Annotated in this window: 24 protein-coding genes; 5 read left to right on the top strand and 19 right to left on the bottom strand. The window is 68.3% G+C overall.

Translation table 11 applies throughout. The features are described from left to right. Window positions 1-145: 145 nt before the first annotated feature. From AB0I23_RS29555 to AB0I23_RS41785, 3 genes are read left to right on the top strand one after another with little or no spacing between them, the layout of a single operon-like run. Complete coding sequence (locus AB0I23_RS29555; protein ID WP_359113827.1) at window positions 146-733, top strand: hypothetical protein; 588 nt, start codon at window positions 146-148, stop codon at window positions 731-733. After that, entirely contained in the window at window positions 730-1,296 is a 567-nt protein-coding gene (locus AB0I23_RS29550; RefSeq protein WP_359113825.1) for a signal peptidase I, read from the top strand. The genes AB0I23_RS29555 and AB0I23_RS29550 overlap by 4 nt, the downstream gene beginning before the upstream one ends. Further along, on the top strand, window positions 1,238-1,678 hold the full coding sequence (locus tag AB0I23_RS41785) for an allophanate hydrolase-related protein (RefSeq protein WP_436847013.1): 441 nt from the start codon (window positions 1,238-1,240) through the stop codon (window positions 1,676-1,678). Before AB0I23_RS29550 ends, AB0I23_RS41785 begins: the two co-directional genes overlap by 59 nt. A gap of 238 nt (window positions 1,679-1,916) precedes the next feature. Here the strand turns inward: AB0I23_RS41785 and AB0I23_RS29545 are convergent, their stop codons facing one another. From AB0I23_RS29545 to AB0I23_RS29490, 12 genes are all read right to left on the bottom strand, one after another. Then, complete coding sequence (locus AB0I23_RS29545) at window positions 1,917-4,751, bottom strand: DEAD/DEAH box helicase (RefSeq protein WP_359113823.1); 2,835 nt, start codon at window positions 4,749-4,751, stop codon at window positions 1,917-1,919. A 50-nt stretch (window positions 4,752-4,801) separates the two neighbouring features. After that, a complete protein-coding gene (locus AB0I23_RS29540; protein ID WP_359113821.1) occupies window positions 4,802-5,692 on the bottom strand; it encodes a diacylglycerol kinase in 891 nt (296 codons plus the stop codon). Between the two features lie 18 nt (window positions 5,693-5,710). Beyond that, on the bottom strand, window positions 5,711-6,661 hold the full coding sequence (tatC, locus tag AB0I23_RS29535; protein WP_359113819.1) for a twin-arginine translocase subunit TatC: 951 nt from the start codon (window positions 6,659-6,661) through the stop codon (window positions 5,711-5,713). A gap of 61 nt (window positions 6,662-6,722) precedes the next feature. Next, window positions 6,723-7,013: a Sec-independent protein translocase subunit TatA gene (tatA, locus tag AB0I23_RS29530; protein WP_359113817.1), complete on the bottom strand. Its 291-nt coding sequence runs from the start codon at window positions 7,011-7,013 to the stop codon at window positions 6,723-6,725. Window positions 7,014-7,260: 247 nt separating this feature from the next. Further along, window positions 7,261-7,458, bottom strand: a complete 198-nt coding sequence (locus AB0I23_RS29525; protein ID WP_037700534.1) for a hypothetical protein — start codon at window positions 7,456-7,458, stop codon at window positions 7,261-7,263. Between the two features lie 50 nt (window positions 7,459-7,508). Further along, complete coding sequence (locus AB0I23_RS29520; protein WP_436847012.1) at window positions 7,509-7,787, bottom strand: hypothetical protein; 279 nt, start codon at window positions 7,785-7,787, stop codon at window positions 7,509-7,511. A gap of 18 nt (window positions 7,788-7,805) precedes the next feature. Continuing rightward, a complete protein-coding gene (locus tag AB0I23_RS29515) occupies window positions 7,806-8,762 on the bottom strand; it encodes a helix-turn-helix transcriptional regulator (RefSeq protein WP_359113813.1) in 957 nt (318 codons plus the stop codon). A gap of 15 nt (window positions 8,763-8,777) precedes the next feature. Beyond that, complete coding sequence (locus tag AB0I23_RS29510) at window positions 8,778-9,731, bottom strand: helix-turn-helix transcriptional regulator (protein ID WP_359113811.1); 954 nt, start codon at window positions 9,729-9,731, stop codon at window positions 8,778-8,780. 198 nt (window positions 9,732-9,929) lie between these two features. Continuing rightward, entirely contained in the window at window positions 9,930-10,301 is a 372-nt protein-coding gene (locus AB0I23_RS29505) for an FKBP-type peptidyl-prolyl cis-trans isomerase (RefSeq protein WP_037700522.1), read from the bottom strand. 43 nt (window positions 10,302-10,344) lie between these two features. Then, window positions 10,345-11,292, bottom strand: a complete 948-nt coding sequence (locus AB0I23_RS29500; protein WP_359113809.1) for an FKBP-type peptidyl-prolyl cis-trans isomerase — start codon at window positions 11,290-11,292, stop codon at window positions 10,345-10,347. Between the two features lie 126 nt (window positions 11,293-11,418). Beyond that, complete coding sequence (gene pafA / locus AB0I23_RS29495) at window positions 11,419-12,780, bottom strand: Pup--protein ligase (protein ID WP_359113807.1); 1,362 nt, start codon at window positions 12,778-12,780, stop codon at window positions 11,419-11,421. Window positions 12,781-12,789: 9 nt separating this feature from the next. Beyond that, complete coding sequence (locus AB0I23_RS29490) at window positions 12,790-14,049, bottom strand: MFS transporter (RefSeq protein WP_359113905.1); 1,260 nt, start codon at window positions 14,047-14,049, stop codon at window positions 12,790-12,792. A 141-nt stretch (window positions 14,050-14,190) separates the two neighbouring features. Between AB0I23_RS29490 and AB0I23_RS29485 the strand changes: the two genes are divergently transcribed. Continuing rightward, complete coding sequence (locus AB0I23_RS29485) at window positions 14,191-15,222, top strand: LacI family DNA-binding transcriptional regulator (protein WP_359113805.1); 1,032 nt, start codon at window positions 14,191-14,193, stop codon at window positions 15,220-15,222. Between the two features lie 54 nt (window positions 15,223-15,276). On the opposite strand, the gene prcA is transcribed toward AB0I23_RS29485, so the two are convergent. The 6 genes from prcA to arc all read right to left on the bottom strand — a co-directional run bounded on the left by prcA (window position 15,277) and on the right by arc (window position 21,424). Continuing rightward, complete coding sequence (prcA, locus tag AB0I23_RS29480) at window positions 15,277-16,113, bottom strand: proteasome subunit alpha (RefSeq protein ID WP_359113803.1); 837 nt, start codon at window positions 16,111-16,113, stop codon at window positions 15,277-15,279. Window positions 16,114-16,171: 58 nt separating this feature from the next. Next, complete coding sequence (gene prcB / locus AB0I23_RS29475) at window positions 16,172-17,017, bottom strand: proteasome subunit beta (protein ID WP_359113801.1); 846 nt, start codon at window positions 17,015-17,017, stop codon at window positions 16,172-16,174. Next, the gene (locus AB0I23_RS29470; protein WP_359113799.1) at window positions 16,969-17,562 is read right to left on the bottom strand and encodes an endonuclease VII domain-containing protein; all 594 of its coding nucleotides are present in this window, start codon (window positions 17,560-17,562) and stop codon (window positions 16,969-16,971) included. Before AB0I23_RS29470 ends, prcB begins: the two co-directional genes overlap by 49 nt. An 8-nt stretch (window positions 17,563-17,570) precedes the next feature. Beyond that, window positions 17,571-17,789: a ubiquitin-like protein Pup gene (locus AB0I23_RS29465; protein ID WP_359113797.1), complete on the bottom strand. Its 219-nt coding sequence runs from the start codon at window positions 17,787-17,789 to the stop codon at window positions 17,571-17,573. 120 nt (window positions 17,790-17,909) lie between these two features. Then, window positions 17,910-19,421 (bottom strand): depupylase/deamidase Dop, encoded by a 1,512-nt coding sequence (dop, locus tag AB0I23_RS29460; protein WP_359113795.1) that lies wholly within the window; start codon window positions 19,419-19,421, stop codon window positions 17,910-17,912. Between the two features lie 236 nt (window positions 19,422-19,657). Next, the gene (arc, locus tag AB0I23_RS29455) at window positions 19,658-21,424 is read right to left on the bottom strand and encodes a proteasome ATPase (protein WP_359113793.1); all 1,767 of its coding nucleotides are present in this window, start codon (window positions 21,422-21,424) and stop codon (window positions 19,658-19,660) included. 241 nt (window positions 21,425-21,665) lie between these two features. Here arc and AB0I23_RS29450 point away from each other — a divergent pair, with 241 nt between their 5' ends. Next, window positions 21,666-21,974, top strand: a complete 309-nt coding sequence (locus AB0I23_RS29450) for a ferredoxin (protein ID WP_359113791.1) — start codon at window positions 21,666-21,668, stop codon at window positions 21,972-21,974. Between the two features lie 39 nt (window positions 21,975-22,013). Here the strand turns inward: AB0I23_RS29450 and AB0I23_RS29445 are convergent, their stop codons facing one another. Beyond that, the gene (locus AB0I23_RS29445) at window positions 22,014-22,595 is read right to left on the bottom strand and encodes a hypothetical protein (protein ID WP_359113903.1); all 582 of its coding nucleotides are present in this window, start codon (window positions 22,593-22,595) and stop codon (window positions 22,014-22,016) included. Window positions 22,596-22,896 lie beyond the last annotated feature (301 nt).

Raw genomic sequence — 22,896 nt, 5'->3', positions numbered from 1 at the left:
GACGGACGCTCCGTTCCGGTTCCCGACCCTCCTCAGGAAATCGAGCCTCCATCAGACCCGGATTGCGACACGGAGCGGCACCGCCGCAGGTGGGACAGGGTGAGACAATATGCTGCAGGAGCGACGGAATTGAACGGAGTGGGCGATGGCGCGTCCCTGGCTGAACGTGCTGGCGCAGGTGGTGCCCGTTCCGCTCGGGTTACTGCTCAGCGGTGCTCTGGTCTGGGGTGCCACCTACGCCGACTGGAGTGGGACCAGCAGCAACAGCGGCAACACGTGGGAGTCCGGCTCGCTCGGGCTGGCCAACGACAGCAAGGTGCCCATGTTCCGCATCGACAACATGCGACCTGGCGACACAGGCTCCAACTGCATCAGAATCGAGCCGCACGCCGACTTCCCCACCGCGCTCAAGCTGTACAGCAACTCACCGAACTGGCCCAACAACTTCCAATCCTTCATCAACCTCAAAATCGAGGTAGGCAGCGGCGGCACCTTCGGCGACTGCAACGGCTTCACTCCGCACAAGACTGCGTTCGACGGCACTCTGGACCAGTTCATCGCCCTGTACACCGACTTCCGCACCGGCGTGGGTCCCTGGACCCTGCCCGGCAAGCCACCCAACTCGCTGAGCTTCCGCTTCGCGTGGAAGTTCAGCCGGAGCGCACCCAACAGCTCCCAAAGCGTGACCATTAACGAGGTGACCTTCACCTGGGAAGCGCGGGAACACAAGTGACTCTCCCGAGTGACCTAGCGGCCAGCGCGCTCCGCCAACCCACGGCCCAGGGGACCCCGCACCCGATCCGCGCGGTCACCGCGGTCATCTCACGTACCGTGCTCGGCTCGATGGTTGGGCTGCTGGTGTGGGCGCAATTGCCCGTGGTGGCGCTGGGCTGGACAGCGGGCGTGGTGCAGTCCGGCTCCATGCGTCCCGCCCTCATGCCGGGCGACGTCGTTCTCTACCAGCCACCACCGCGCGACCGCACACCGGCGGTGGGCCAAATCGTGCTGGCCCAGGACCCCACCCGACCCAGCCGTCTGCTCACCCATCGGGTCCACCAGGTACTTCCCAACAACAACCTGATCACCAAAGGTGACGCCAACTCCACACCGGACTCCACTCCGATACGGCCCACGGCACTCCAAGGCGTAGCACGATTGCGCGTGCCCTGGATCGGGCTGCCAGTCCAGCTCTGGCGCGCCGAGCAACCCGTTCCCGAGGCGATCGTGCTGCTCGGACTTGCCATTCTGCTCGCGCTTGCCGCTCTGCCACTGCACAGCCGCAACCAGCACAAGTAGCCCTGAAGGCCGTCAAGGAGACCGGGGCGGGCGGCATCCACCCCGGCTACGGCTTCCCCTCCGAGGACGCGGGCATCGTCTCCGTCGGGCCGGCCGCCGGGCAGCTGGAGGTGTTCGGCGCGAAGCACACCGCACGTGCGGCCGCCGAGGCGGCGGGCGTCACAGTCGTGGGCGCCCATCCGACGGGCCGGCACCTCCACCCCCAACTCCTTTCCCTGGGCCCGGCCTGATCCGTACGACCACCACCGCCCCCGTCTACCGACTGCACGCCCTGCGAACCGACCCGCCCAAGTCCGGCCTGGAGGGAGTCGGCGAGGGCGGCGGCAGGATCGAGGCAGAGGTGTGGGAGGGGAGCTGCCGCCCGAAGGTCTCGGCACGCTGACCACTTCGTTGCCCCACCCCGTGACGGTGGGCCGCATCGACCTCGCCGACGGTTCGCAGTCGCCAAGCGGGACACCGCGCGCACGGACACTGCGTAACGGGGCGCACCGCCCCGGATCGGGGGTGCGCCGCCCACGGACCGGAGGTGCACCGTCCCCGGATCCTCGGTCCTCGCACCCGGACGGGCCGCGATCCGGCCCGTCCGGCGCCCCGGACCGGGATCCGGGGGCGGAGCCCCGTCACCCCACCGAGCTGTAAGCCACAACTCCCCGCAGCACCGCATCCGTCGCCTTGCGGGCATTGCGCGCCACGGACCCGGCGCCCGCACCCGGCGGCGCCGCGGCCGCGATCTGCCCCAGCACATCGATGACCTGCTTGCACCACCGTACGAAGTCCCCCGCGGGCATCTCCGCCTCGCGCAGCACCTCGTCCAGTGTCCGCCCCGACGCCCACATGTAGACGGCCCAGGCGAATCCGAGATCGGGTTCCCGCTGCCCGACACCCTCCGCCTGGTTGATCTTGAAGTCCTCCTCCAGGGCATCGAGCCGTCCCCAGATGCGGACCATCTCGGCCATCGCCGATTTCGCCGGCCCGGACGGCAGCTTCGGCGCCACGGCGTCGTCCGCCTGCCGCGCCTCGTACACCAGCGCGGACACGCACGCGGCGAGCTCGGCCGGGTTCAGCCCTTCCCAGACCCCTGCCCGCAGGCACTCGCTGGCCAGCAGGTCCAGTTCGCCGTAGAGCCGGGCCAATCGCCGCCCGTGCTCGGTGACTTCGTTGCCCCGCAGATAGTCGAGCTCGGTGAGGAGCGCCACGATCCGGTCGAAGGTGCGGGCGATCGTGTTCGTCCGCCCCTCGATCCGCCGCTCCAACTGCTTCGTGTCCCGCTGCAGTCGGTGGTACCGCTCCGCCCACCGCGCGTGGTCCTCACGCTCGTTGCACCCATGGCACGGATGGGCCCGCAACTCGGCCCGGTAGCGGGCGATCTGCTGGTCGTCCGCAGCCTCGGCCCGCCCCCTGCGGTGCCGCTCCGGCACAATGTGCCCTGCCTTGGTCCGCAGGGCCGACGCCAGATCGCGCCTCGACTGCGGCGACCGCGGGTTGAACGACTTCGGCACCCGCATCCGCTCCACCGCCTCGACCGGCACGGGGAAGTCTATGGAGGCGAGCCGCTTGACCTGCCGCTCGGCGGTGAGCACCAACGGCCGCGGCCCGTCGTTGTATTCGAGCCCGCGATGCGCGTTGGCCCGCCCGGCGGACAGCCCCGGGTCCAGCACCAGGGCCAGCCCGGCGAACTTCCCGGTCGGGACGTGGATGACGTCGCCCGGCTTCAACTTCTCCAACGAGGCCGCGGCGGCGGCCCGCCGCTGCGACGCGCCGTGCTTGGCCAGCTCCGTCTCCCGGTCCTTGAGGTCACGGCGCAGCCGTGCGTACTCCTCGAAGTCACCGAGGTGGCAGGTCATGCCCTCGCGGTAGCCTTCGAGACCCTCCTCGTTCTTCTGCACCTGCCGGGAGATCCCGACGACCGAGCGGTCGGCCTGGAACTGGGCGAACGAGGTCTCCAGCAGCTCACGCGACCGGTGCCGCCCGAACTGCTGCACCAGGTTCACAGCCATGTTGTACGAGGGCCGGAAGCTGGACCGCAGCGGGTACGTACGCGTACCCGCGAGTCCGGCCAGCGCTCCCGGGTCCATGCCGCGCTGCCACAGCACCACCGCATGGCCCTCGATGTCGATCCCCCGCCGCCCGGCACGCCCGGTCAACTGGGTGTACTCGCCCGGGGTGATGTCGGCGTGCTGCTCGCCGTTCCACTTGACGAGTTTCTCCAACACCACCGATCGCGCGGGCATGTTGATGCCGAGCGCGAGGGTCTCCGTTGCGAAGACCGCCTTGACGAGCCCGCGTACGAACAGCTCCTCGACGACCTCTTTGAAGGTCGGCAGCATGCCGGCGTGGTGCGCGGCGATGCCTCGCTCCAGACCTTCGAGCCACTCGTAGTAGCCGAGGACATGGAGATCCTCGGGAGGGATGGATTCCGTCCGCTCCTCGACGATCTCCCGCACCAGGCGGCGCTTGTTCTCGTCGTTGAGCCGCAGTCCGGCCTGCAGACACTGCTGCACGGCGGCCTCGCAGCCGGCCCGACTGAAGATGAACGTGATAGCGGGCAGCAGCCCCTCGGCGTCCAGCCGGTCGATGACCTCGGGCCTGGACGGGGTCCAGATCTTGCTGCGCTGGCGCCGCTCGCGCTCGCGGTCGGCCTCCCGCACCATCTTTCCGCGGCGGCGCTCGCGCGGGTTGTATCCGCGCTGGTTCTCCATGCGGGCGAGCCGGGCGAGGTCGGGGCTGACCTCGCGGCGGCCGACGCCGCGGCCACCGTGGTCGGTCTCCTCCTCGAAGAGGTCGTACATCCGGCGGCCGGCCAGAACGTGCTGCCAGAGCGGCACGGGCCGGTTCTCGGAGACGATGACCTCGGTGTCACCGCGGACGGTGTCCAGCCAGTCGCCGAACTCCTCGGCATTGGACACGGTCGCCGACAGTGACACCAGGGTCACCGAATCCGGCAGATGAATGATCACTTCCTCCCACACCGCGCCACGGAAGCGGTCGGAGAGGTAGTGCACCTCGTCCATCACCACGTAGCCGAGGCCGCGGAGCGCCTGGGAGCCGGCGTACAGCATGTTCCGCAGCACTTCGGTGGTCATGACGACCACCGGCGCGTCCCCGTTGACACTGTTGTCGCCGGTCAGCAGGCCGACCTTGTCCGCTCCGTAGCGCTTGACCAGATCGGTGAACTTCTGGTTGGACAGGGCCTTGATCGGTGTGGTGTAGAAGCACTTGCGGCCCTGGCGCAGCGCGAGATGCACGGCGAACTCGCCGACGATCGTCTTGCCCGACCCGGTCGGGGCCGCGACCAGCACCCCCTTACCCGCCTCCAGGGCCTTGCATGCCTCGATCTGGAACGGGTCCAGACCGAACTCGTACAACTCGCGGAAGGGCGCGAGTGCCGTGGCCTGCTCGGCGGCGCGGATCCGGAAAGCCTGGTATCGCTCAGCTGGTGAGAGGTCCTCTGTCATCTTGGTTACGAGCCTACCCGTCACCTCCGACAGTCAGCGCGATCTTTAATTCAACGTGCAAGAACCCTGGCGGCACCCGGCACACAGGTCGCGGTGAGCGGCAGGGCGCCGAGCGGTTCACCGTCCGCATACGCGGTGACACCGGCCGCGACCAGCTCGATCGACGAGACCCGGTGCACGGTGACCTCGGGATGACCGAGGTGCGTTCCCTTGTAGACGCGGGGGAACACCTTGAGCAGGGTGGTACGGCTGCAGTCCCCGACGACGGTCACGTCGAAGAGCCCGTCGTCCATGACGGCGTCCGCACAGATCCGCATCCCACCGCCGTACGTGGACCCGTTGCCCACGGCGATGAGCGTCGCCTCGATCTCCTGGACGGGTCCGCCGTCGAGCCTGATGCGGAACGGGATCGGCCTGAACGCGGCGAGTTCGGCGAGGATCGCGAGGTCGTACTTGAACCGCCCGCCGACCCAGCGCATCCGGTTGCCCCGGTCGTTGACCCGGGAGTCGAAGCCGGAAGCGAGCACCGAACCGAACCACCGCTCCCCGACCCTGCCGAGGTCGATCTCGCGGACGCTGCCGCTCTTGAGGGCCTCGGCTGCGAGCCTTCCCGCTGCGGCCGGGTCCCGTATCGGCAGGCCGAGGGCGCGGGCGAAGTCGTTGCCGGTGCCGACGGCGACGACACCGAGCGGTGTCATGGTCCCGGCGACGGCCTGGAGGGCGAGGGACATCATGCCGTCCCCGCCCACGGCTATCAGCGCACCGGTCCCGCCCGCGACGGCCTCACGGGCCCGACGCAGTGCGTCGTCGGCGTCCTCGCCCAGCACCGTGCGTACGGAGAATCCGGCGGCCCGCAACGCGGAAGCGGCCGGCTGCGCGGCGTGCGCGCCCCGGCCGCGTCCTGCGGTGGGATTGACGAAAAGGGTGATCTCGCTGGTCACCCGGGGGACCTTACAAGGTCAGGTGATGTCGTCGTAACCGTTCACCCGGTCACGGTCCGGCCCTGCTTGCGCGGGCAGCGACCCGGACGTCGGCACCGATTCGATCTCACCGATGTCCTCGGGGGTCAGGTCCAGCTCCGACGCCTCGTCATCGGCGGGTCCCTCCGCCGCACGCAGTGCCTTACGGCGGTCGTTGAGGAGCGAGAGTGCCGTGGCACAGAAGTACAGGACCCAGATCGGCCCGGCGAGGGCCAGCATGGTGAGCGGGTCCGTACTGGGCGTGGCCAGGGCGGCGAAGACCGTGATTCCCATGATCATCCCGCGCCACCAGCCGAGCATCCGCTTGCCGGTGATGACCCCGCCGAGGTTCAGCATGACGAGCAGCAGAGGCAGCTCGAAGGAGAGTCCGAAGACCACCACCATGCGTGTGATCAGGTCCAGCAGGTCATCGAGCGGCAGCTGGTTGTCCAGGCCGGCCGGCGAGAAGTCCAGCAGGACCTTGGCCATCGTGGGCAGCGTCTTGTATGCGAAGAAGCCACCGGCGAGGAAGAGCGGGAAGCCCGCGCCGACGAAGGCGAGCGAGTACTTCTTCTCGTGCTTGTGCAGACCGGGGGCGATGAACGCCCACAGCTGGTAGAGCCAGATCGGCGACGAGAGGACGACGCCCGCCATGAGGGAGACCTTGAGCGCAAGGGTGAACGGCGTCAGCAGACCGTTCAGGACGATGCGCGCACAGGTGCCGTCCTCCTTCTTCGCGAGTTCGGCGAAGCTCGACTCGCAACCGACCGCCTTCAGCACCGGGTCGGTGAAGAACTCGATGATCCCCTTGTAGAAGAACGCGGCGACGATCGTGACCAGGACGATCGCCAGCAGAGCCTTCGCCAGCCGGTTACGCAGCTCACGCAGGTGCTCCACCAGGGGCATGCGGCCCTCTGGGTCCGTCTCCTGCTTGCGGGCAGACTTGAGCAACCCACGTCCTCATCTCGTGCAGCAGGCCGTCAGCATCACGGCGCCTGCGTCGGCCCGGTTGTCAGCGGTTGGTCGAGTCGGTCGGCTCGGCAACCGGACGCGAGCTCGTCACGTCGCCGGGGGCGGCCTTGATGGTGCGCGGAGCGGACTGGTCCTGGGCAGCGCCGTTCGGCGGGTCCGCGGGGGTGGCCGTGGCGGCGCCCTCGGACTTCATCGCCTTGGCCTCGCTCTTGAGGATGCGGGCCGACTTGCCGAGCGAGCGAGCCATGTCAGGAAGCTTCTTCGCGCCGAACAGCAGAACAATGACGACGAGGATCAGGATGATCTCGGGAGCGCCGAGCCTTCCGAACATATGCGTGTACCTTCTCACCGAGGCAGCAGGGGTGGGGCTGATCGAACGTCGGACAGACGTCCGGTCTTCGTACTGTCAGCGATCGTATCCCGCAGGAGTAAACGCAGGGCAATACCCACGCATCCTTGCGATTACGGCCCACGCCTCGCTCTCAGGGCCGTCACCAGCAGCGTACCCTCCGAACCTGAGAAACAGGAGGCTCCGCCCGCCCCGATCGGCCGGTCCGGCGCGCCGCCCCTCGCCCGCGTCAGCGCAACGCTTCGCCGGTGGCGGCGAGATCGGTTGCGGCCCGTTCGAGGTCCTCCGCAGCCCGGTTGATGCGCCGAGTGGTATGGGTCACCTGCCGCCCCAGTCGCTGGGCCTCGACGAACACCTTGATGGCCAGCACGCCGAGGACGGCGATCCCGAGGAATCCCAGGGCGATGGCGAGCATGGGCCAGAACATGCGCAGAGCCTCGATGTTGTCTAGGTGTGCAGGAGCCGGGTGCCGGTGTGTCAGGAGTTCTGGAGGCCGGCGTGGAGGCGCAGCGTCCGCACGCCCCCGCCCGTGAGGAGTTCCACCATCCGCTCCCCGGCGGGCTTGCGGACGGCGGCGCCGCACTCGGGGCAGGTGAACGAGTAGAACGTGGTACGACGACTGGAGCCGATGGCGAGGCGCAGGGCACCCGCCGCGAGTTCGAAGCGCCCGCGGCAGTCCGTGCAGGCGGCCTTGAACCGTACGGACTCCGGTACCACCACAGTCGAGATACCCGACATCACAGACATATTTCTCATATCCCCTCAGGTGTCCGCTCAGGCAGGGCCGTCGTAGGCGGCGAGCGCCGCCTGCGCCGCCTGCTGTGCGCTCTGTGCCAGCTCCCGCGGGGCGACGATGCGCCCTTCCCCACCGAGTCGCAGCGCAAGCCTGCGCAGCGACGCCGGATCGGGCGTACGCAAGGTGATCCGCAGTCCGCCGTCGGCCAGTTCCTCCGCGTTGTCGTGCGGGTAGTACTCGGCGACCCACCGGCCACCGGGCCCGACCTCGATCACCACCTCGGGGTCCTCGGCCGCCGGCTGCACCAGCCCCTCGGACAGGTCCCGCAGTTCCAGCTCCGGCGGTGCGGACGGCTCGTCCAGCAGCCGGATCTCGGCGACCCGGTCGAGCCGGAACGTGCGCCGGTCCTCGGAGGACCTGCACCAGGCCTCCATGTACGTATGCCCCACGGCGAACAGCCGGATCGGGTCCACCTCGCGCTCGGTGAGCTCGTCGCGCGCGGGTGAGTAGTACCGCAGCCAGAGCCGGCGCCGCTCCGAGATCGCCCGGTCGACATCGGCGAAGACGCCACCCTCGGACTCGAAGGTGACCGAGAGCCGGGAGCTCGCCGCCCCGACCTCACCGGCCGCCGTCTCCAGCTTGGCGGTGGCCCGCAGCAGTGCCTGCCGGTCGCTCTCCCGCAGCCCCGGCAGCGTGGCCACGGCGCGCGCCGCGACCAGCAGGGCCGTCGCCTCGTCCGCCGCGAGCCGCAGCGGCTCCGCCACGTCGTCCGGGTTGTGCCACCAGATCCGGTCGCCGTCGGTGTCGATGTCCAGCAGATCGCCGCCGCGGAAGCTCGTCCCGCACATGGGCAGGACGTCGAGGTCCGAGATCAGCTCGTCCTCGGTGATCCCGAATGCCCGGGCCACGTCCTGAACATGGGCGCCGGGGCGCTCCCGCAGATACGTCACGAGGGACAGCATCCGGCGCGTCTGGTCGATCGCGTTCGTCGCCATGAATACGGTCCCTCCTCAGTCCTTGGCCACGGCGCGCAGCCGGTCCATCACATCGGCCCGCAGATCCGCGGGTTCCTGCACGACGACGTCCGGGCCGAACTCGACGAGCCAGGCGTCGAGACCGTGCCCGTACGGAATCTCCAACTCTTCCCAGCCGTCGCCGAGTTCCCGTACCGATATCGCCCGCGAGCGCAGCGGGTAACCGGAGCCGGACCGCAGCCGGATCAGCGCGGTCCGGGTCGCCGTCTCCCCGGCCCAGCTCTCGACGGTCTCCCGGACGGTCACCACGTCGGGCACCTCGGCGGTGAACGCCCCGGCCCGCGAGCGGACCCGGCCGGTGATCCGGGAGAGGCGGAACACCCGTTCGGCACGACGGTCCCGGTCCCAGCCGGCCAGATACCAGTGACCGCGCCAGCACTCGAGCGTCCAGGGCTCCACCTGGCGCTGCTCCGGGCGGGCGGCGTTGCCCTTGCGGTAGTCGAAAGTGACCGGACGGCGGTCCCGGCACGCCAGCATCAACGGCTCGAACGCTGCCTCATGGACCGGGATACGGGGCTCGAGGGCGCTGTGCACCTCGTACGCGTCCTCGGCCTCCGGCATCCCGGCGGCCCGGAGCTTCTGCAGCGCGCCACTGGCCGCGCCCGCGAGCCGGGCCTGCTGCCACACCTTCGCGGCCAGACCGAGCGCCGCGGCCTCCTCGGCGTCCAGCGTGATCGGCGGCAGCCGGTTGCTGTCCCGGCGGGCCAGATAGCCGGTGTCGCCGTCCAGGTTCTCCACGGTCTCGATGACCAGACCGAGCTCGCGCAGATCATCCTTGTCCCGCTCGAACATCCGGTTGAAGGCTTCGTCGGCGCCCGCTTCCAGATAGGCCTCGATGGAACCTCGCAGCTCGCGCTTGCTGAGCGGGCGCCGGGTCCCCAGCAGGCACAGCGCCAGGTTCATCAGCCGCTCGGCCTTGGCAATCGCCATCGGCGCCCTTTCTCTACGTGCTCTACGACCCTCGACCGTACCGCTCCGGAGTGTCCGGACAAAAGCGAGGAGGGTGCTGAGGATCCTGGCGCCGCGAACCCGGCCACGGCCTTCGGCGCCCTCCTGAGGCCCGCGCTCCGACGGAACGAGGGCCCGTGCAGTCCAGCACGGGCCCTCGTGATGTGTCCGGGGAACGGATCAGACGGCGATCAGGTCGCAGACGAAGATCAGCGTCTCGCCGGGGGCGATACGGCCGCCGGCGCCGCGGTCACCGTACGCGAGGTGCGCGGGGATGGTCAGCTGGCGACGGCCGCCGACCTTCATGCCCTGCACACCCTGGTCCCAGCCGGAGATGACCTGGCCGACACCGAGCTGGAACTGCAGCGGGGTGCCGTGGTTCCACGAGGCGTCGAACTCCTCGCCGGTGGAGAAGGCCACGCCCACGTAGTGGACCTTGACCATGTCGCCGGCCTTGGCGACCGCCCCGTCACCCTCCCAGATGTCCTTGATCTCCAGGTCGGCCGGCGGCTCGCCGCCCGGGAAGTCGATCTCGGGCTTCTCGATGCTCACTGAACTGCTCCTCCACATGATGAACTGGGCAACCGGGACAGTCTTACATCTTTGCCAGCAGGTCCACGGCGAAGACCAGCGTGGAATTGGCGGGGATGGACTGCTGTGCCTTGTCGCCGAAGGCCTGGTCCGGCGGGATGACCAGCAGGACGCGGCTGCCGATCTTCTTGCCGATCAGCCCGTTCTTCAGACCCTTGAGGGTGACCTGGGCCAGCGGGAAGGTCTGGGTCTTGCCTGTGGCGTACGTGCTGTCGAACGTCTTTCCGTCCTTCCACAGCAGACCCACATAGTTCACGACGACGCTGTCGGTCTCCTTGATGACCTCACCCTTGGACTCCAGGATGTCATTGGAGACCAGCTTCGTCGGCGGGTCGGTCTTCTGCGGGATCTTGACCGTCGGAGCCTTGCCATCGGTGTTGGTGCCCACCTTCGGCAGGTCGACGTTGTCCTGCGCGACCGGGGTGCCCTTGGCGGACACCGGGATCGTCGTCGCCTTCAGGATGTCCACGACGAAGACGAGGGTGGCGTTCGGCTTGATGTCGCCCTGGCCCTGCGCACCGTAACCGAGGTCCGGCGGAATGACGAGCTGGACGCGGCTGCCGACCTTCTTCCCGAGGAGCCCCTGGTCCCAGCCCTTGATGACCATGCCGGCACCGAGGGTCAGATCGAACGGCTGCTTACGGTCGAAACTGTTGTCGAACGGCTTCGTGGAGTCCCACGCCTGCCCCAGGTAGTTGACCTGGATCGCGTCGCCGTTCTTCAGCGTCGCGCCCTTTCCCTCACTGACGACACGCGTCTTCAGATCCTTGGGAGGATCGCCTTCTCCCTTGGAGAGGGTGGGCTTCTCGCCGAACTTCGCACCCGCGGTGATCGCGGGGAATGCGTTGTTCGAGGCGGAGGCTGAAGCGGAGGCGGATCCCTTGCCGTTGCCGCCGCACGCCGCTGTCAACAGCAGCAGGGGGACAACGAGAAGGCCGGCAAGTCGGCGCACTGGTTCCTCAGATCTCAGACGGCACAGTTGATTGGGTCCCCGACACTCTAGGGCGTGCACAGGGCCCCGTACGAGGAACGTACGGGGCCCGAGTCGCACAAGAGCCGAGGCGCGTCCTGCGCCCGGTCACATACCCGCGATCAGCTTCTCCACTCGATCGTCCACGGAACGGAACGGGTCCTTGCACAACACCGTGCGCTGCGCCTGGTCGTTGAGCTTGAGGTGGACCCAGTCGACGGTGAAGTCCCGACGCTGTTCCTGGGCCCTTCGGATGAAATCACCGCGCAACCGCGCCCGGGTGGTCTGCGGGGGCACCGACTTGCCCTCGAAGATCTTCAGGTCGTTGCAGATACGGGCGGCCTGCCCCTTCCGCTCCAGCAGGTAGTACAGCCCGCGCCGACGGTGGATGTCGTGGTAGGCGAGGTCTATCTGGGCGACCCGCGGATGCGACATGGTCATGTTGTGCTTGGCCCGGTACCGCTCGATGAGCTTGTACTTCATCACCCAGTCGATCTCGGTCCCGATCCGGTCGAGGTCCTCGGCCTCGATGGCGTCGAGCGCGCGGCCCCACAGCTCCAGGACCTGTTCGACCGTGCCGGTGCGGATGCCGCGGCGGTCGACGAAGTCCACGGCCTTCTCGTAGTACTCCCGCTGCACCTCGATGGCGGACGCCTCGCGGCCGCTGGCGAGGCGTACCTTCCGCTGGCCCGTGATGTCGTGGCTGACCTCACGGATCGCCCGGATCGGATTCTCCAGCGTCAGATCGCGCATCACCGTACCTGCTTCGATCATGCGGAGCACCAGGTCCGTCGCGCCGACCTTGAGCAGCATCGTCGTCTCGGACATGTTGGAGTCACCGACGATGACATGGAGGCGGCGGTACCGCTCCGCGTCCGCGTGCGGTTCGTCGCGGGTGTTGATGATCGGACGGGAGCGCGTCGTCGCGGAGCTGACGCCCTCCCAGATGTGCTCGGCACGCTGGCTGACGCAGTAGACCGCGCCGCGCGGGGTCTGCAGCACTTTCCCCGCACCGCAGAGCAGCTGCCTCGTGACGAGGAAAGGAATGAGGATGTCCGCGAGCCGGGAGAATTCTCCGTGCCGCGCCACGAGGTAGTTCTCGTGGCACCCGTAGGAGTTTCCCGCCGAATCGGTGTTGTTCTTGAAGAGATAGACGTCGCCCGCGATTCCCTCCTCGTGCAGGCGGCGTTCGGCGTCGACGAGCAGGCCCTCGAGAATGCGCTCGCCGGCCTTGTCGTGGGTGACCAGCTCGGTCAGATTGTCGCATTCGGGGGTTGCATATTCCGGATGCGATCCCACGTCGAGGTAGAGGCGGGCGCCGTTCCGCAGAAAGACATTGCTGCTGCGGCCCCATGACACGACACGGCGGAAGAGGTAGCGCGCCACTTCGTCAGGAGACAGTCGGCGCTGTCCCCTGAACGTGCACGTGACGCCGTACTCGTTCTCCAGCCCGAAAATGCGGCGGTCCATGACTGAACATTACGCCTGATGGCCCGAGCTGAAACCGGGTTGGACAGCACCGTTTCGATCATTTTCGGATCCCTGCGTGGAAACATCCGTACGCCAGGGAACCGCGAGGACCCTTCCCGTCGCCAGCAGTACCATCAGCGCGGCCACTCCACCGGCCCCCGCGACGGCGAAGCTCCACGCCGTCCCACCCAGCTCGACGGCCGGGCCCGCCACGGCCGTTCCGGCCGCCGCGCCCACGCCGAACGTCGTCACGAGCCAGGAGAACGCCTCCGTCACCGTGCCCGTCGGAGCATGCCGGTCCACCACGATGAACGAACACGCGATCGCCGGCGCCAGGAACACCCCCGCGAGCGCGGCCAGGGCGGTCATCGCCACCACATCCGGTGTCAGCATCAGCGGCAGATAGCCGAGGGCCAGCAGCGCGACGATGACCCGCAGCCGGCGCTCCGGCGCCCCGGCCCACTGGCGTGCCCCGTACACCGCGCCGCCGATCAGCGCGCCGAGACCGAGCGCGGCCATCAGCCAGCCGTAGACCGCCTCGCGACCGTGGTCGTCGGCGTACGCGACGCCCGCCACCGTGATCGAGCCCAGCGCGAGCCCGACGAAGAAGAACGAACCGAGAAGCGCCAGCAGCCCCGGCGAGCGCAGCGCGCCCAGCCAGTGCGCCTCACGGGGCGCCGAACGCCAGGTGCGGGAAGGCTTCGACACCACCACGGAGAGCGCCCCCAGCACTCCTATCGTGTTGATGACGAGCAGCGCGGCGGCGGGCGACCGGAGCGAGACCAGCACCGTCACCAGCAGCGGGCCCACGGTGAACATGACCTCCTGGGCCACGGCGTCCATGGCGTACGCCCGGTGCACCCGGTCCTCGCTCCCCAGGATCGTCGGCCACAGTGCCCGCAGACCGCCCTCCAGCGGCGGCGTGAACACCCCTGCCACGATCACGGCCCCGTACGCCAGCGGAAGCGATCCGAGGCCCACCAGGGCCAGCAGGGACATGCCCAGCCCGGAGACGACGGAGGCGGGGAGTTGGACGCGCGGCTGGCCGTACAGGTCCACCGCCCGGCCCAGCAGGGGCTGGCCGACCGCCGTGGCGAGGCCGTACACCGCCGCGAGCGCTCCCGCGAGGGTGTAGCTGCCTCCCTCGGCCCGGGTGAACAGGACGATCGCGATGTGGGCGGTGCCGCTCGGCAGCCGCCCCACCAGCGTGCCGATCAGCAGCCGTGCGGCATGCCGCGCCCGGAGGATGTCCAGATATCCCGCGGCCATGTCCCGCCCCTCTCCCCCGGGCGCCTTCAGGACACCAGGGGTTTTACGTATAACTTCGAGCTTCATACGTACCATGTGGCCAGTCCTCAGGTCCACCTCACCGCACGCACCAGCACCGCACCCGCCCAGCCCGGAGGTCCCGTGACCAGCGCATCCCAGCCCGCCCCGGCCCGGCCCACCAGCCGCGACGTCGCACGGGCCGCAGGCGTCTCCCAGGCCACCGTCTCCCTCGTCCTCGGCGGCAAATGGCGCGGCAGGGTCTCCGAGGCGACCGCCGAGCGCGTCCGCACCGTCACCCAGGACCTCGGCTACCGGCCCAACCTCGCCGCACGCAGCCTCCGCCTGGGCCGCACCAGGACCGCGCTGCTGGTCGTCCCGGCGCTCACCAACGAGTTCTTCGCGCGTGTCTACACCGGCGCCGCCGCCGTAGCCGCCGAACACGACTTCGGGGTCGTCCTCTACCCCTCCCCCGACGGCACGGGTCCGGCCAAGGACCCCTTCGCCTCCGCCCGCGCCGCCCTTGACGGGGTCATCGCCTCGTCCATGGCCGCCGACGCCCTCGACGCCCTGCGCGGCGCCGGCCTGCCTCTGGTCATGCTGGACAGCGACCCCGCGGACACCGGCGTCGCGGCCCGGGTCAACCTCGACATCGCCGACGGCATGCGGCAGGTGACGGACCATCTGCTCGCCCTCGGCCACCGCCGCTTCCTGCACCTGGCGTCGGCCGTCGGCTCCTGGACCTTCGCCGTTCGCGCCGGGGCCGTCCGCGACACCCTGCGGGCCGTACCCGGCGCCTCCGTACGGACCGTCCCGGCAGCGCTCGACGTACGGTCCGGCCGGGAAGCCACGGAACACGCCCTGGCCGCCCCCGGCCCCCGGCCGACCGCGATCATCTGCGACGACGACATCCTGGCCGCGGGCGCCTGCAAGGCCGCCCGGCGGCTCGGCCTGCGAGTCCCCGACGACCTCTCCGTCACAGGCTTCGACGACCTGGCTCTGGCGACCGCCGTCGAACCCGAACTCACCACCGTCCAGCTCCCCGCCGAGCAGGTCGGCGAGCGCGGCATGACCGCCCTGCTCGCCGTGCTCGACGGCTGCCCGGCCGAACCCGGCAGCCTGCCGGTGCACCTGGTCGTCCGCGGCTCCTCCGGGCCCCCACCCGCCCGTTCATGACGATGCCCCGGCCCACCGCGAACGGTGGACCGGGCACAGGAACATCCGGCAGGACTACTCCTCGGACGACTCCGGGGACGCCGACGGCTCCGCGGACCCGCCGGACCCCGACGCCTTCGTGACATCGGTGGGAGCCTCGCCCCCCTCGCCGTCCTCCAGGTCCGACGGGGCGTCCGTCGGCGTGGCCCCGCCGTCGGCCTCCAGCAGCCGCGCCAGCTGCCGCCCGACGATCCGCTTGAACTTCCGCTGCTGAGGGCGCGTACGGTCCAGGACCGCCACCTCCAGCCGCTCCGCGGGAATCTCCCGCTCACTTCCGTTGGGATCACGGGACAGTGCCTGCACGGCCAGCTTGAGCGCCTCCGCCAGCGTCATTCCGTCTCGGTGGCGCTGATCCAGGAACGTGCTGATCTGCTCCGCGTTCCCGCCCACCGCAACCGAGCCGTGCTCGTCCACGATCGAGCCGTCGTGCGGCAGCCGGTAGATCTGATCACCCTCGGGCTCGGTGCCCACTTCGGCGACCACCAACTCCACCTCGTACGGCTTCTCCGCCGCACTGGAGAAAATGGTGCCCAGGGTCTGCGCATAGACGTTGGCCAGCCCGCGGGCCGTCACATCGTCGCGGTCATAGGTATATCCACGGAGATCGGCGTAACGGACACCGCCGATGCGCAGATTCTCGTACTCGTTGTACTTACCGGCGGCGGCGAAACCGATCCGGTCATAGATCTCGCTGAACTTGTGCAGCGCACGGGACGGGTTCTCGCCGACGAACACAATGCCGTCGGCGTACTGCAGCACAACCAGGCTGCGACCACGGGCAATGCCCTTCCGGGCGTATTCCGCCCGGTCGGCCATGGCCTGCTGAGGTGAGACATAGAACGGCGTCGACACCGGCTATCCGTCCCTTTCTGTCAGTGACGAGTGCATCGAAGAAGCCCCGGGATCCGGATCAGAGCAGCGCGGCGCGCGGGCCGTCGGGCTGTTCCATCCGGCGCTCCAGGATCGACCGCGCGATGTCGGAGGATTCCGCATCGGCGAGCCTCCGGAAGCCCTCGTCGGTGATGACGGTGACGATCGGATAGATCCGCCGGGCCACATCGGGACCGCCGGTGGCCGAGTCGTCGTCCGCGGCGTCGTACAGCGCCTGCACGACCAGGGTGAGCGCCTCCGGCTCCGTCAGGTCCTCGCGGTAGAGCTTCTTCATCGACCCGCGGGCGAAGATCGACCCGGAGCCGGTGGACGCGTAGCCCTGCTCCTCGGAGCGGCCACCGGTGACGTCGTACGAGAAGATCCGGCCCTTCTCGCGGTCGACGTCGAAGCCGGCGAAGAGCGGAACCACGGCGAGGCCCTGCATGGCCATGGCCAGATTGCTGCGGATCATCGTGGAGAGCCGGTTCGCCTTGCCCTCCAGGGAGAGCTGGGCCCCCTCGACCTTCTCGAAGTGCTCCAGTTCCAGCTGGAAGAGCTTGACCATCTCCACGGCGAGCCCGGCCGTACCGGCGATGCCCACCGCCGAGTACTCGTCGGCCGGGAAGACCTTCTCGATGTCGCGCTGCGCGATCATGTTGCCCATGGTCGCCCGCCGGTCGCCGGCGAGCACCACGCCACCGGGGAACGTCGCGGCCACGATGGTGGTCCCGTGCGGCGCCTCGATCGCCCCCTGCAGCGGCGGCAGCTGCCGGTTGCCCGGGAGCATCTCGGGAGAATGGTCGGACAGGAAGTCCATGAACGAAGAGGATCCCGGCGTCAGGAAGGCAGCTGGTAGACGCCCGGTGCTACGAGTGTTGGCTTCCACGCGTTTCCCTCCAGGTAAGCGATGGCCCTGCGCAAGGTGTCAGGATCATCTCCCAACTTGCCGATGGCCGAATTGCAGTTGAAGCACAGTACGCCCCGGACCCTACCCGTCTCGTGACAGTGATCAACATGCATGGCGGGGGCAGCCGGACAGATCGTGCAGATGCCCATCTGCGACGAGATCATCTCGTCGCGCTCGGCTTCGGTCATGCCGTACTGACGTTGCAAGTGACCCGCGCGCCCCTCGATGGCCCGGCATGTCTTGCAGCGTGTGGACAGTCCGTCGGAGGCAGTTCGGTTGCGGTCCCATGCGCCGTGTGGCTTGATCCCTCCGCAGCGTCGGCAGTATCTGTGGCCCTCCGGCGCCACAACCCTGGGGCGTACGCCCTTCCCCTTCGCCCGTTGCCGCTGCTGGTGATACTCGGCCCAGCACTCCCGGCAGTACGCCTGCAGCCCATCACGGGATGCCTGGTTGTTGGCGAAGGCATCCCGTGAAAGCGTCTGCTGGCGTCGCGAGCACTTCTTCGAGCGGATCACATCGGACATTTCAGCGCTTACTCGCCACCCTTTTGAACAAACGATCGAACGAAGTCCTCGGCGTTAGCCTCGAGGACATCATCGATCTCGTCGAGGACGTCGTCGACGTCGTCGCTCAGTTTCTCCTGCCGCTCCTTGAGGTCCTCCGACGCCTGCGCGTCCTGCGTCTGCTCCTCGACCTCCTCGGTGGAGCGCGTCGCCTTCTGCTGTCCGCCGCCGGTGTCCTTGGTCGCCATATAGCTCACCCCGCTCGGTTCGAAGCACTTGATCAGACCCTACCTACGGGATCCGACATTGGCCCGGTAGTTGTCTCAACGTCCGGGGGTCATCTCGATGATTCCCAGATCACGGCCTTTTCAGCCGCCCGAGAGCACCCGGACCAGCTCTTCGGCCGTGCGACAGCGGTCCAGGAGCTCCTTGACGTGGTTACGGGTCCCCCGGAGCGGTTCCATGGTGGGGACCCGCTGCAGCGAGTCATGGCCCGGCAAGTCGAAGATGACCGAGTCCCAGGAGGCCGCGGCGACGTCGTCCGCGTACTGCTCCAGACAGCGACCGCGGAAGTACGCCCTGGTGTCCTCAGGAGGCTTCGTACGGGCCTCCTCGACCTCGCGCTCGTCCAACAGGCGTTTCATCTTCCCACGGGCAGCGAGACGGTTGTAGAGGCCCTTCTCGGGCCTTACGTCGGCGTACTGGAGATCCACCAGGTGCAGCCGGGCCGCATCCCAGTCCAGGCCGTCGCGGCGGCGGTAGCCCTCCATGAGCTCCCGCTTGGCGATCCAGTCGAGCTCGCCCGACAGGCTCATCGGATCGTTCTCCAGCCGGTTGAGGGTGTCCTCCCAGCGGATCAGGATGTCCTTGGTCTGCTCGTCGGCGTCCGCGCCGTACCGCTCCTCGACGTATTTGCGGCCCAGCTCGAAGTACTCCATCTGGAGCTGCACCGCGGTGAGTGTCCGGCCGCTGCGGAGCGTGATCGGATGCTGCAGGGTCGGGTCGTGGGAGACCTGGTGCAGGGTGCGCACCGGCTGGTCGACGGCCAGGTCGACGTTGATGAAGCCGTCCTCGATCATGGACAGGACGAGCGCCGTCGTACCGAGCTTGAGATAGGTGGAGATCTCCGACAGATTCGCATCGCCGATGATCACGTGGAGGCGGCGGTACTTCTCGGCGTCGGAGTGGGGTTCGTCGCGGGTGTTGATGATGGGGCGCTTGAGGGTCGTCTCGAGTCCGACCTCGACCTCGAAGTAGTCCGCCCGCTGGCTGATCTGGAAGCCGTGCTCGTGGCCGTCCTGGCCGATTCCCACGCGGCCCGCGCCGGTGACGACCTGGCGGGAGACGAAGAACGGGGTCAGGTGGCGCACGATGTCGGAGAAGGGGGTCTCCCGCTTCATCAGGTAGTTCTCGTGCGTGCCGTACGAGGCGCCCTTGTTGTCGGTGTTGTTCTTGTAGAGATGGATCGGCTGGGCGCCGGGGAGCTGGGCCGCGCGCTCGGCGGCCTCGGCCATGACGCGTTCGCCGGCCTTGTCCCAGAGGACGGCGTCCCGTGGATTGGTGATCTCCGGTGAGCTGTACTCGGGGTGTGCGTGGTCGACGTAGAGCCGGGCACCGTTGGTGAGAATGACATTGGCGAGGCCGATGTCCTCGTCGGTGAGCTGGCTGGAGTCGGCGGTTTCGCGGGCGAGGTCGAAGCCTCGCGCGTCGCGCAGCGGATTCTCCTCCTCGAAGTCCCAGCGGGCGCGTCGCGCCCGGTGCATCGCCGCCGCGTAGGCGTTGACGATCTGGGACGAGGTGAGCATGGCATTGGCGTTGGGGTGTCCGGGCACGGAGATGCCGTACTCCGTCTCGATGCCCATTACTCGCCGTACGGTCATGCGGCCCTCCTTGCCCGGCGGCGTTCCCTTCCGGGATCGGCGCTCAAGTACCGCTGCTTGTCCGGTGCGTGTGCGGTGCCCGTCCCCGCACTGCGCGACTGGGCGGTACGGAAGAGCCTAGAGCGCCTCTGCGCTGGTGGGGAGATCAATTACGTCTTTGCTCCGGTGTCGCGGGAGCTGTCCGGAAAGCAACCGGCTGCGGATGCCCGGCCGGGCATCCGCAGCCGGTCCGCGTTCTACAGGTACTGCCCGGTGTTTGCCACCGTGTCGATGGAGCGACCGGTGTCTGCGCCCTGTTTTCCGGTGACAAGGGTGCGGATGAAGACGATCCGCTCGCCCTTCTTGCCGGAGATCCTGGCCCAGTCGTCGGGATTGGTGGTGTTGGGAAGGTCCTCGTTCTCCTTGAACTCGTCCACGCACGCCTGGAGGAGATGGGAGACGCGGAGGCCCTTCTGGCCCTGGTCGAGGAAGGCCTTGATGGCCATCTTCTTGGCCCGGTCGACGATGTTCTGGATCATCGCTCCGGAGTTGAAGTCCTTGAAGTACAGGACTTCCTTGTCGCCGTTGGCGTACGTGACTTCGAGGAAGCGGTTCTCCTCGGACTCGGTGTACATCCGCTCGACGACGGATTGGATCATGGCGTGAGCTGCGGCTTCCTTGGAACCGGTGTGCTCGGCGAGATCATCCGCGTGCAGCGGCAGAGATGGCGTGAGGTACTTCCCGAAGATGTCCTTCGCCGCCTCCGCGTCCGGACGCTCGATCTTGATCTTCACGTCGAGACGGCCGGGCCGCAGGATCGCGGGGTCGATCATGTCCTCGCGGTTGGAGGCACCGATCACGATGACGTTCTCCAGGCCCTCCACCCCGTCGATCTCGGCGAGCAGCTGGGGGACGATGGTGTTCTCCACGTCCGAGCTGACGCCGGATCCGCGGGTGCGGAAGAGGGATTCCATCTCGTCGAAGAAGACGATGACGGGGGTGCCCTCGCCGGCCTTTTCGCGGGCCCGCTGGAAGACGAGACGGATGTGCCGCTCCGTCTCACCGACATATTTGTTGAGGAGCTCCGGACCCTTGATGTTGAGGAAGTAGCTCTTTCCGGCGGGCTGTCCGGTGACTTCCGCGACCTTCTTGGCCAGGGAGTTGGCGACGGCCTTGGCGATGAGTGTCTTGCCGCAGCCCGGCGGACCGTAGAGCAGGATGCCCTTCGGCGGCCGCAGTTCGTGCTCCTTGAAGAGGTCGGGGTGGAGGTAGGGCAGCTCGACCGCGTCCCGGATCAGCTCGATCTGGTCACCCAGGCCGCCGATCTTGTCGTAGTCGATGTCCGGAACCTCTTCGAGGACGAGCTCCTCGACCTCGCTCTTCGGGACCACTTCGTAGACGTAACCGGACCGGGGTTCGAGCAGGAGCGCGTCGCCGGGCCGGATGTTGATGTCGAGGAGCGGTTCGGCGAGCCGTACCACTCGTTCCTCGTCGGTGTGCCCGATGACCAGGGCGCGCTCGCCGTCCTCAAGGATCTCCTTGAGGGTGACGATGTCCCCGGCCCGCTCGAATTCCATGGCCTCGACCACGTTGAGCGCTTCGTTGAGCATGACTTCCTGGCCGCGCCGGAGGTCGTCGAGCTCGACACCGGGGCTGACGTTCACCCGGAGCTTGCGGCCCCCGGTGAAGATGTCGCAGGTGCCGTCCTCGTTGCCCTGCAGGAAGACTCCGAAGCCGGCCGGGGGCTGCGCGAGCCGGTCGACTTCCTCCTTGAGGGCCACGATCTGGTCGCGGGCCTCGCGCAGCGTGTTGGCGAGCCGCTCGTTCTGCGCGGACACGCCTGCGAGGTTCGTCTGCAACTCGACGATCCGCTCTTCGAGAATCCTCGTATGGCGCGGAGAGTCGGCGAGCTTACGTCGCAGGACGGCGATTTCCTGCTCAAGATAGGCGACCTGGCCGGCTGGGTCTTCGGACCCCCGCCCGGGCCGGATGCCGCGGTTGATGTCGTCGTCGTGGGCTGCCACGGTCCTCACCTCCTCCAAGGGGAGCTGGACGCTTCCTGACCCTACCTGGGTGGGTGATGATTGAAACCCCTAGATCACAAAGACTGCGGGGTGTGTCCGATCTTCACCCTTGCGCTCTCCCTCACGCCAGGGGAATACCCACCGTTCACCATCGGAATGCGGCCGGTTGTATCGTCGAACCGGTCAACACCCGTCAGGGCTGGCTTTTTTTGGTTCGAATACGCAGGGAACGGCAGGAGAAATGACCGTGCAGCAGGACGCTCCCACCGGCAGCGACACGCAGGACCTGGAGGTCTGGATCGACCAGGACCTCTGCACGGGAGACGGGATCTGCGTGCAGTACGCGCCGGAGGTCTTCGAGCTGGACATCGACGGTCTGGCGTACGTGAAGAGCGACGACGACGAGCTGCTGCAGGACAAGGGGGCGACGACGCCCGTCCCGCTGCCGCTGCTTCAGGACGTGGTCGATTCGGCCAAGGAGTGCCCGGGCGACTGCATTCATGTACGTCGCGTTTCGGACAGGGTCGAGCTCTACGGCCCCGACGCCTGATACGGCGGCCCCGGCCTGCCGGATACGGGAAGTGACCGGTCAGACGCTGTTCGCGCCGCTCTGCGCGGCGCGGACGAAGGAGCCGTTCCGCCACTGCCAGGTCACCTTTTCCTGCTGGTCGGGACAGCAGCGCGGGGTTTCGGGCGAGGAGTAGCCGAGGAGCGTGGCGGAGATGATTCCGTCACGCACGGTGAAGTCACCGATGCTCATCTTCTGCACGGGGTCCACCAGGGTCGCAACGACCCGGGGTGCGGCCCCGCTTCCCTGTGTGAGGACGTAGACGCCGCTCGGCGGGGTGCCGGAGCCGGCCGCGCAGTGGACCACGGCGACGGTCTCCGGCCGGTCGTCGCCGTCGAGGTCACCGGGGACCTGCTTGGCGACGGTGCTCCCCACCGTCCCGCAGTCCAGCGGGAAGCTCGCCCGGGCCGGATCGGGGGCGGCCGCGGGTGCGGTGCCGTGCTGCGTCGTCGTGCGGTGAGGGTTCGAGGCCGAGGCGGTGGCGGCATCCGGCTGGAGCATGCCTGCCGCCGCGACGACGGCGGCCATGGCGGTCGCGGTCACGAGCCACTGCATCGGCCCGGTGTCGGTGTGCGCGAGGTCCGGGAGTTCGGAGGTCTGCACGCGGGATGTCTCCTGTGGTTCCTGTGGTGCGGCGATGCCGGGAAGCCAGGGCGTCAGCCGTGGCGTGGGGGTGGCCAGCATCGTGTCACACCTCACAGGGCAGTGGAACGGTGGGGTCGGTACGGATTCCGTGCACAACCCGCACCGGCAGCCTCCGCAGGGGCAACGAAAGGGCGCCGCCGCCGAGTTCCCGGGTCGGTCCGGGATCTGCAGATGTGCTGTTCCCCCTACTGGTCGGCGACTCCTGCTCAGTAGCGCAGCGTTGCCGCGATCCGCCCGTGTTCCGCCAGCGAGTCGTCGT

This window comes from Streptomyces atratus (assembly GCF_040655115.1).
Classification (GTDB): domain Bacteria; phylum Actinomycetota; class Actinomycetes; order Streptomycetales; family Streptomycetaceae; genus Streptomyces; species Streptomyces atratus_D.
This window is presented reverse-complemented; position numbering and strand designations above follow the sequence as displayed.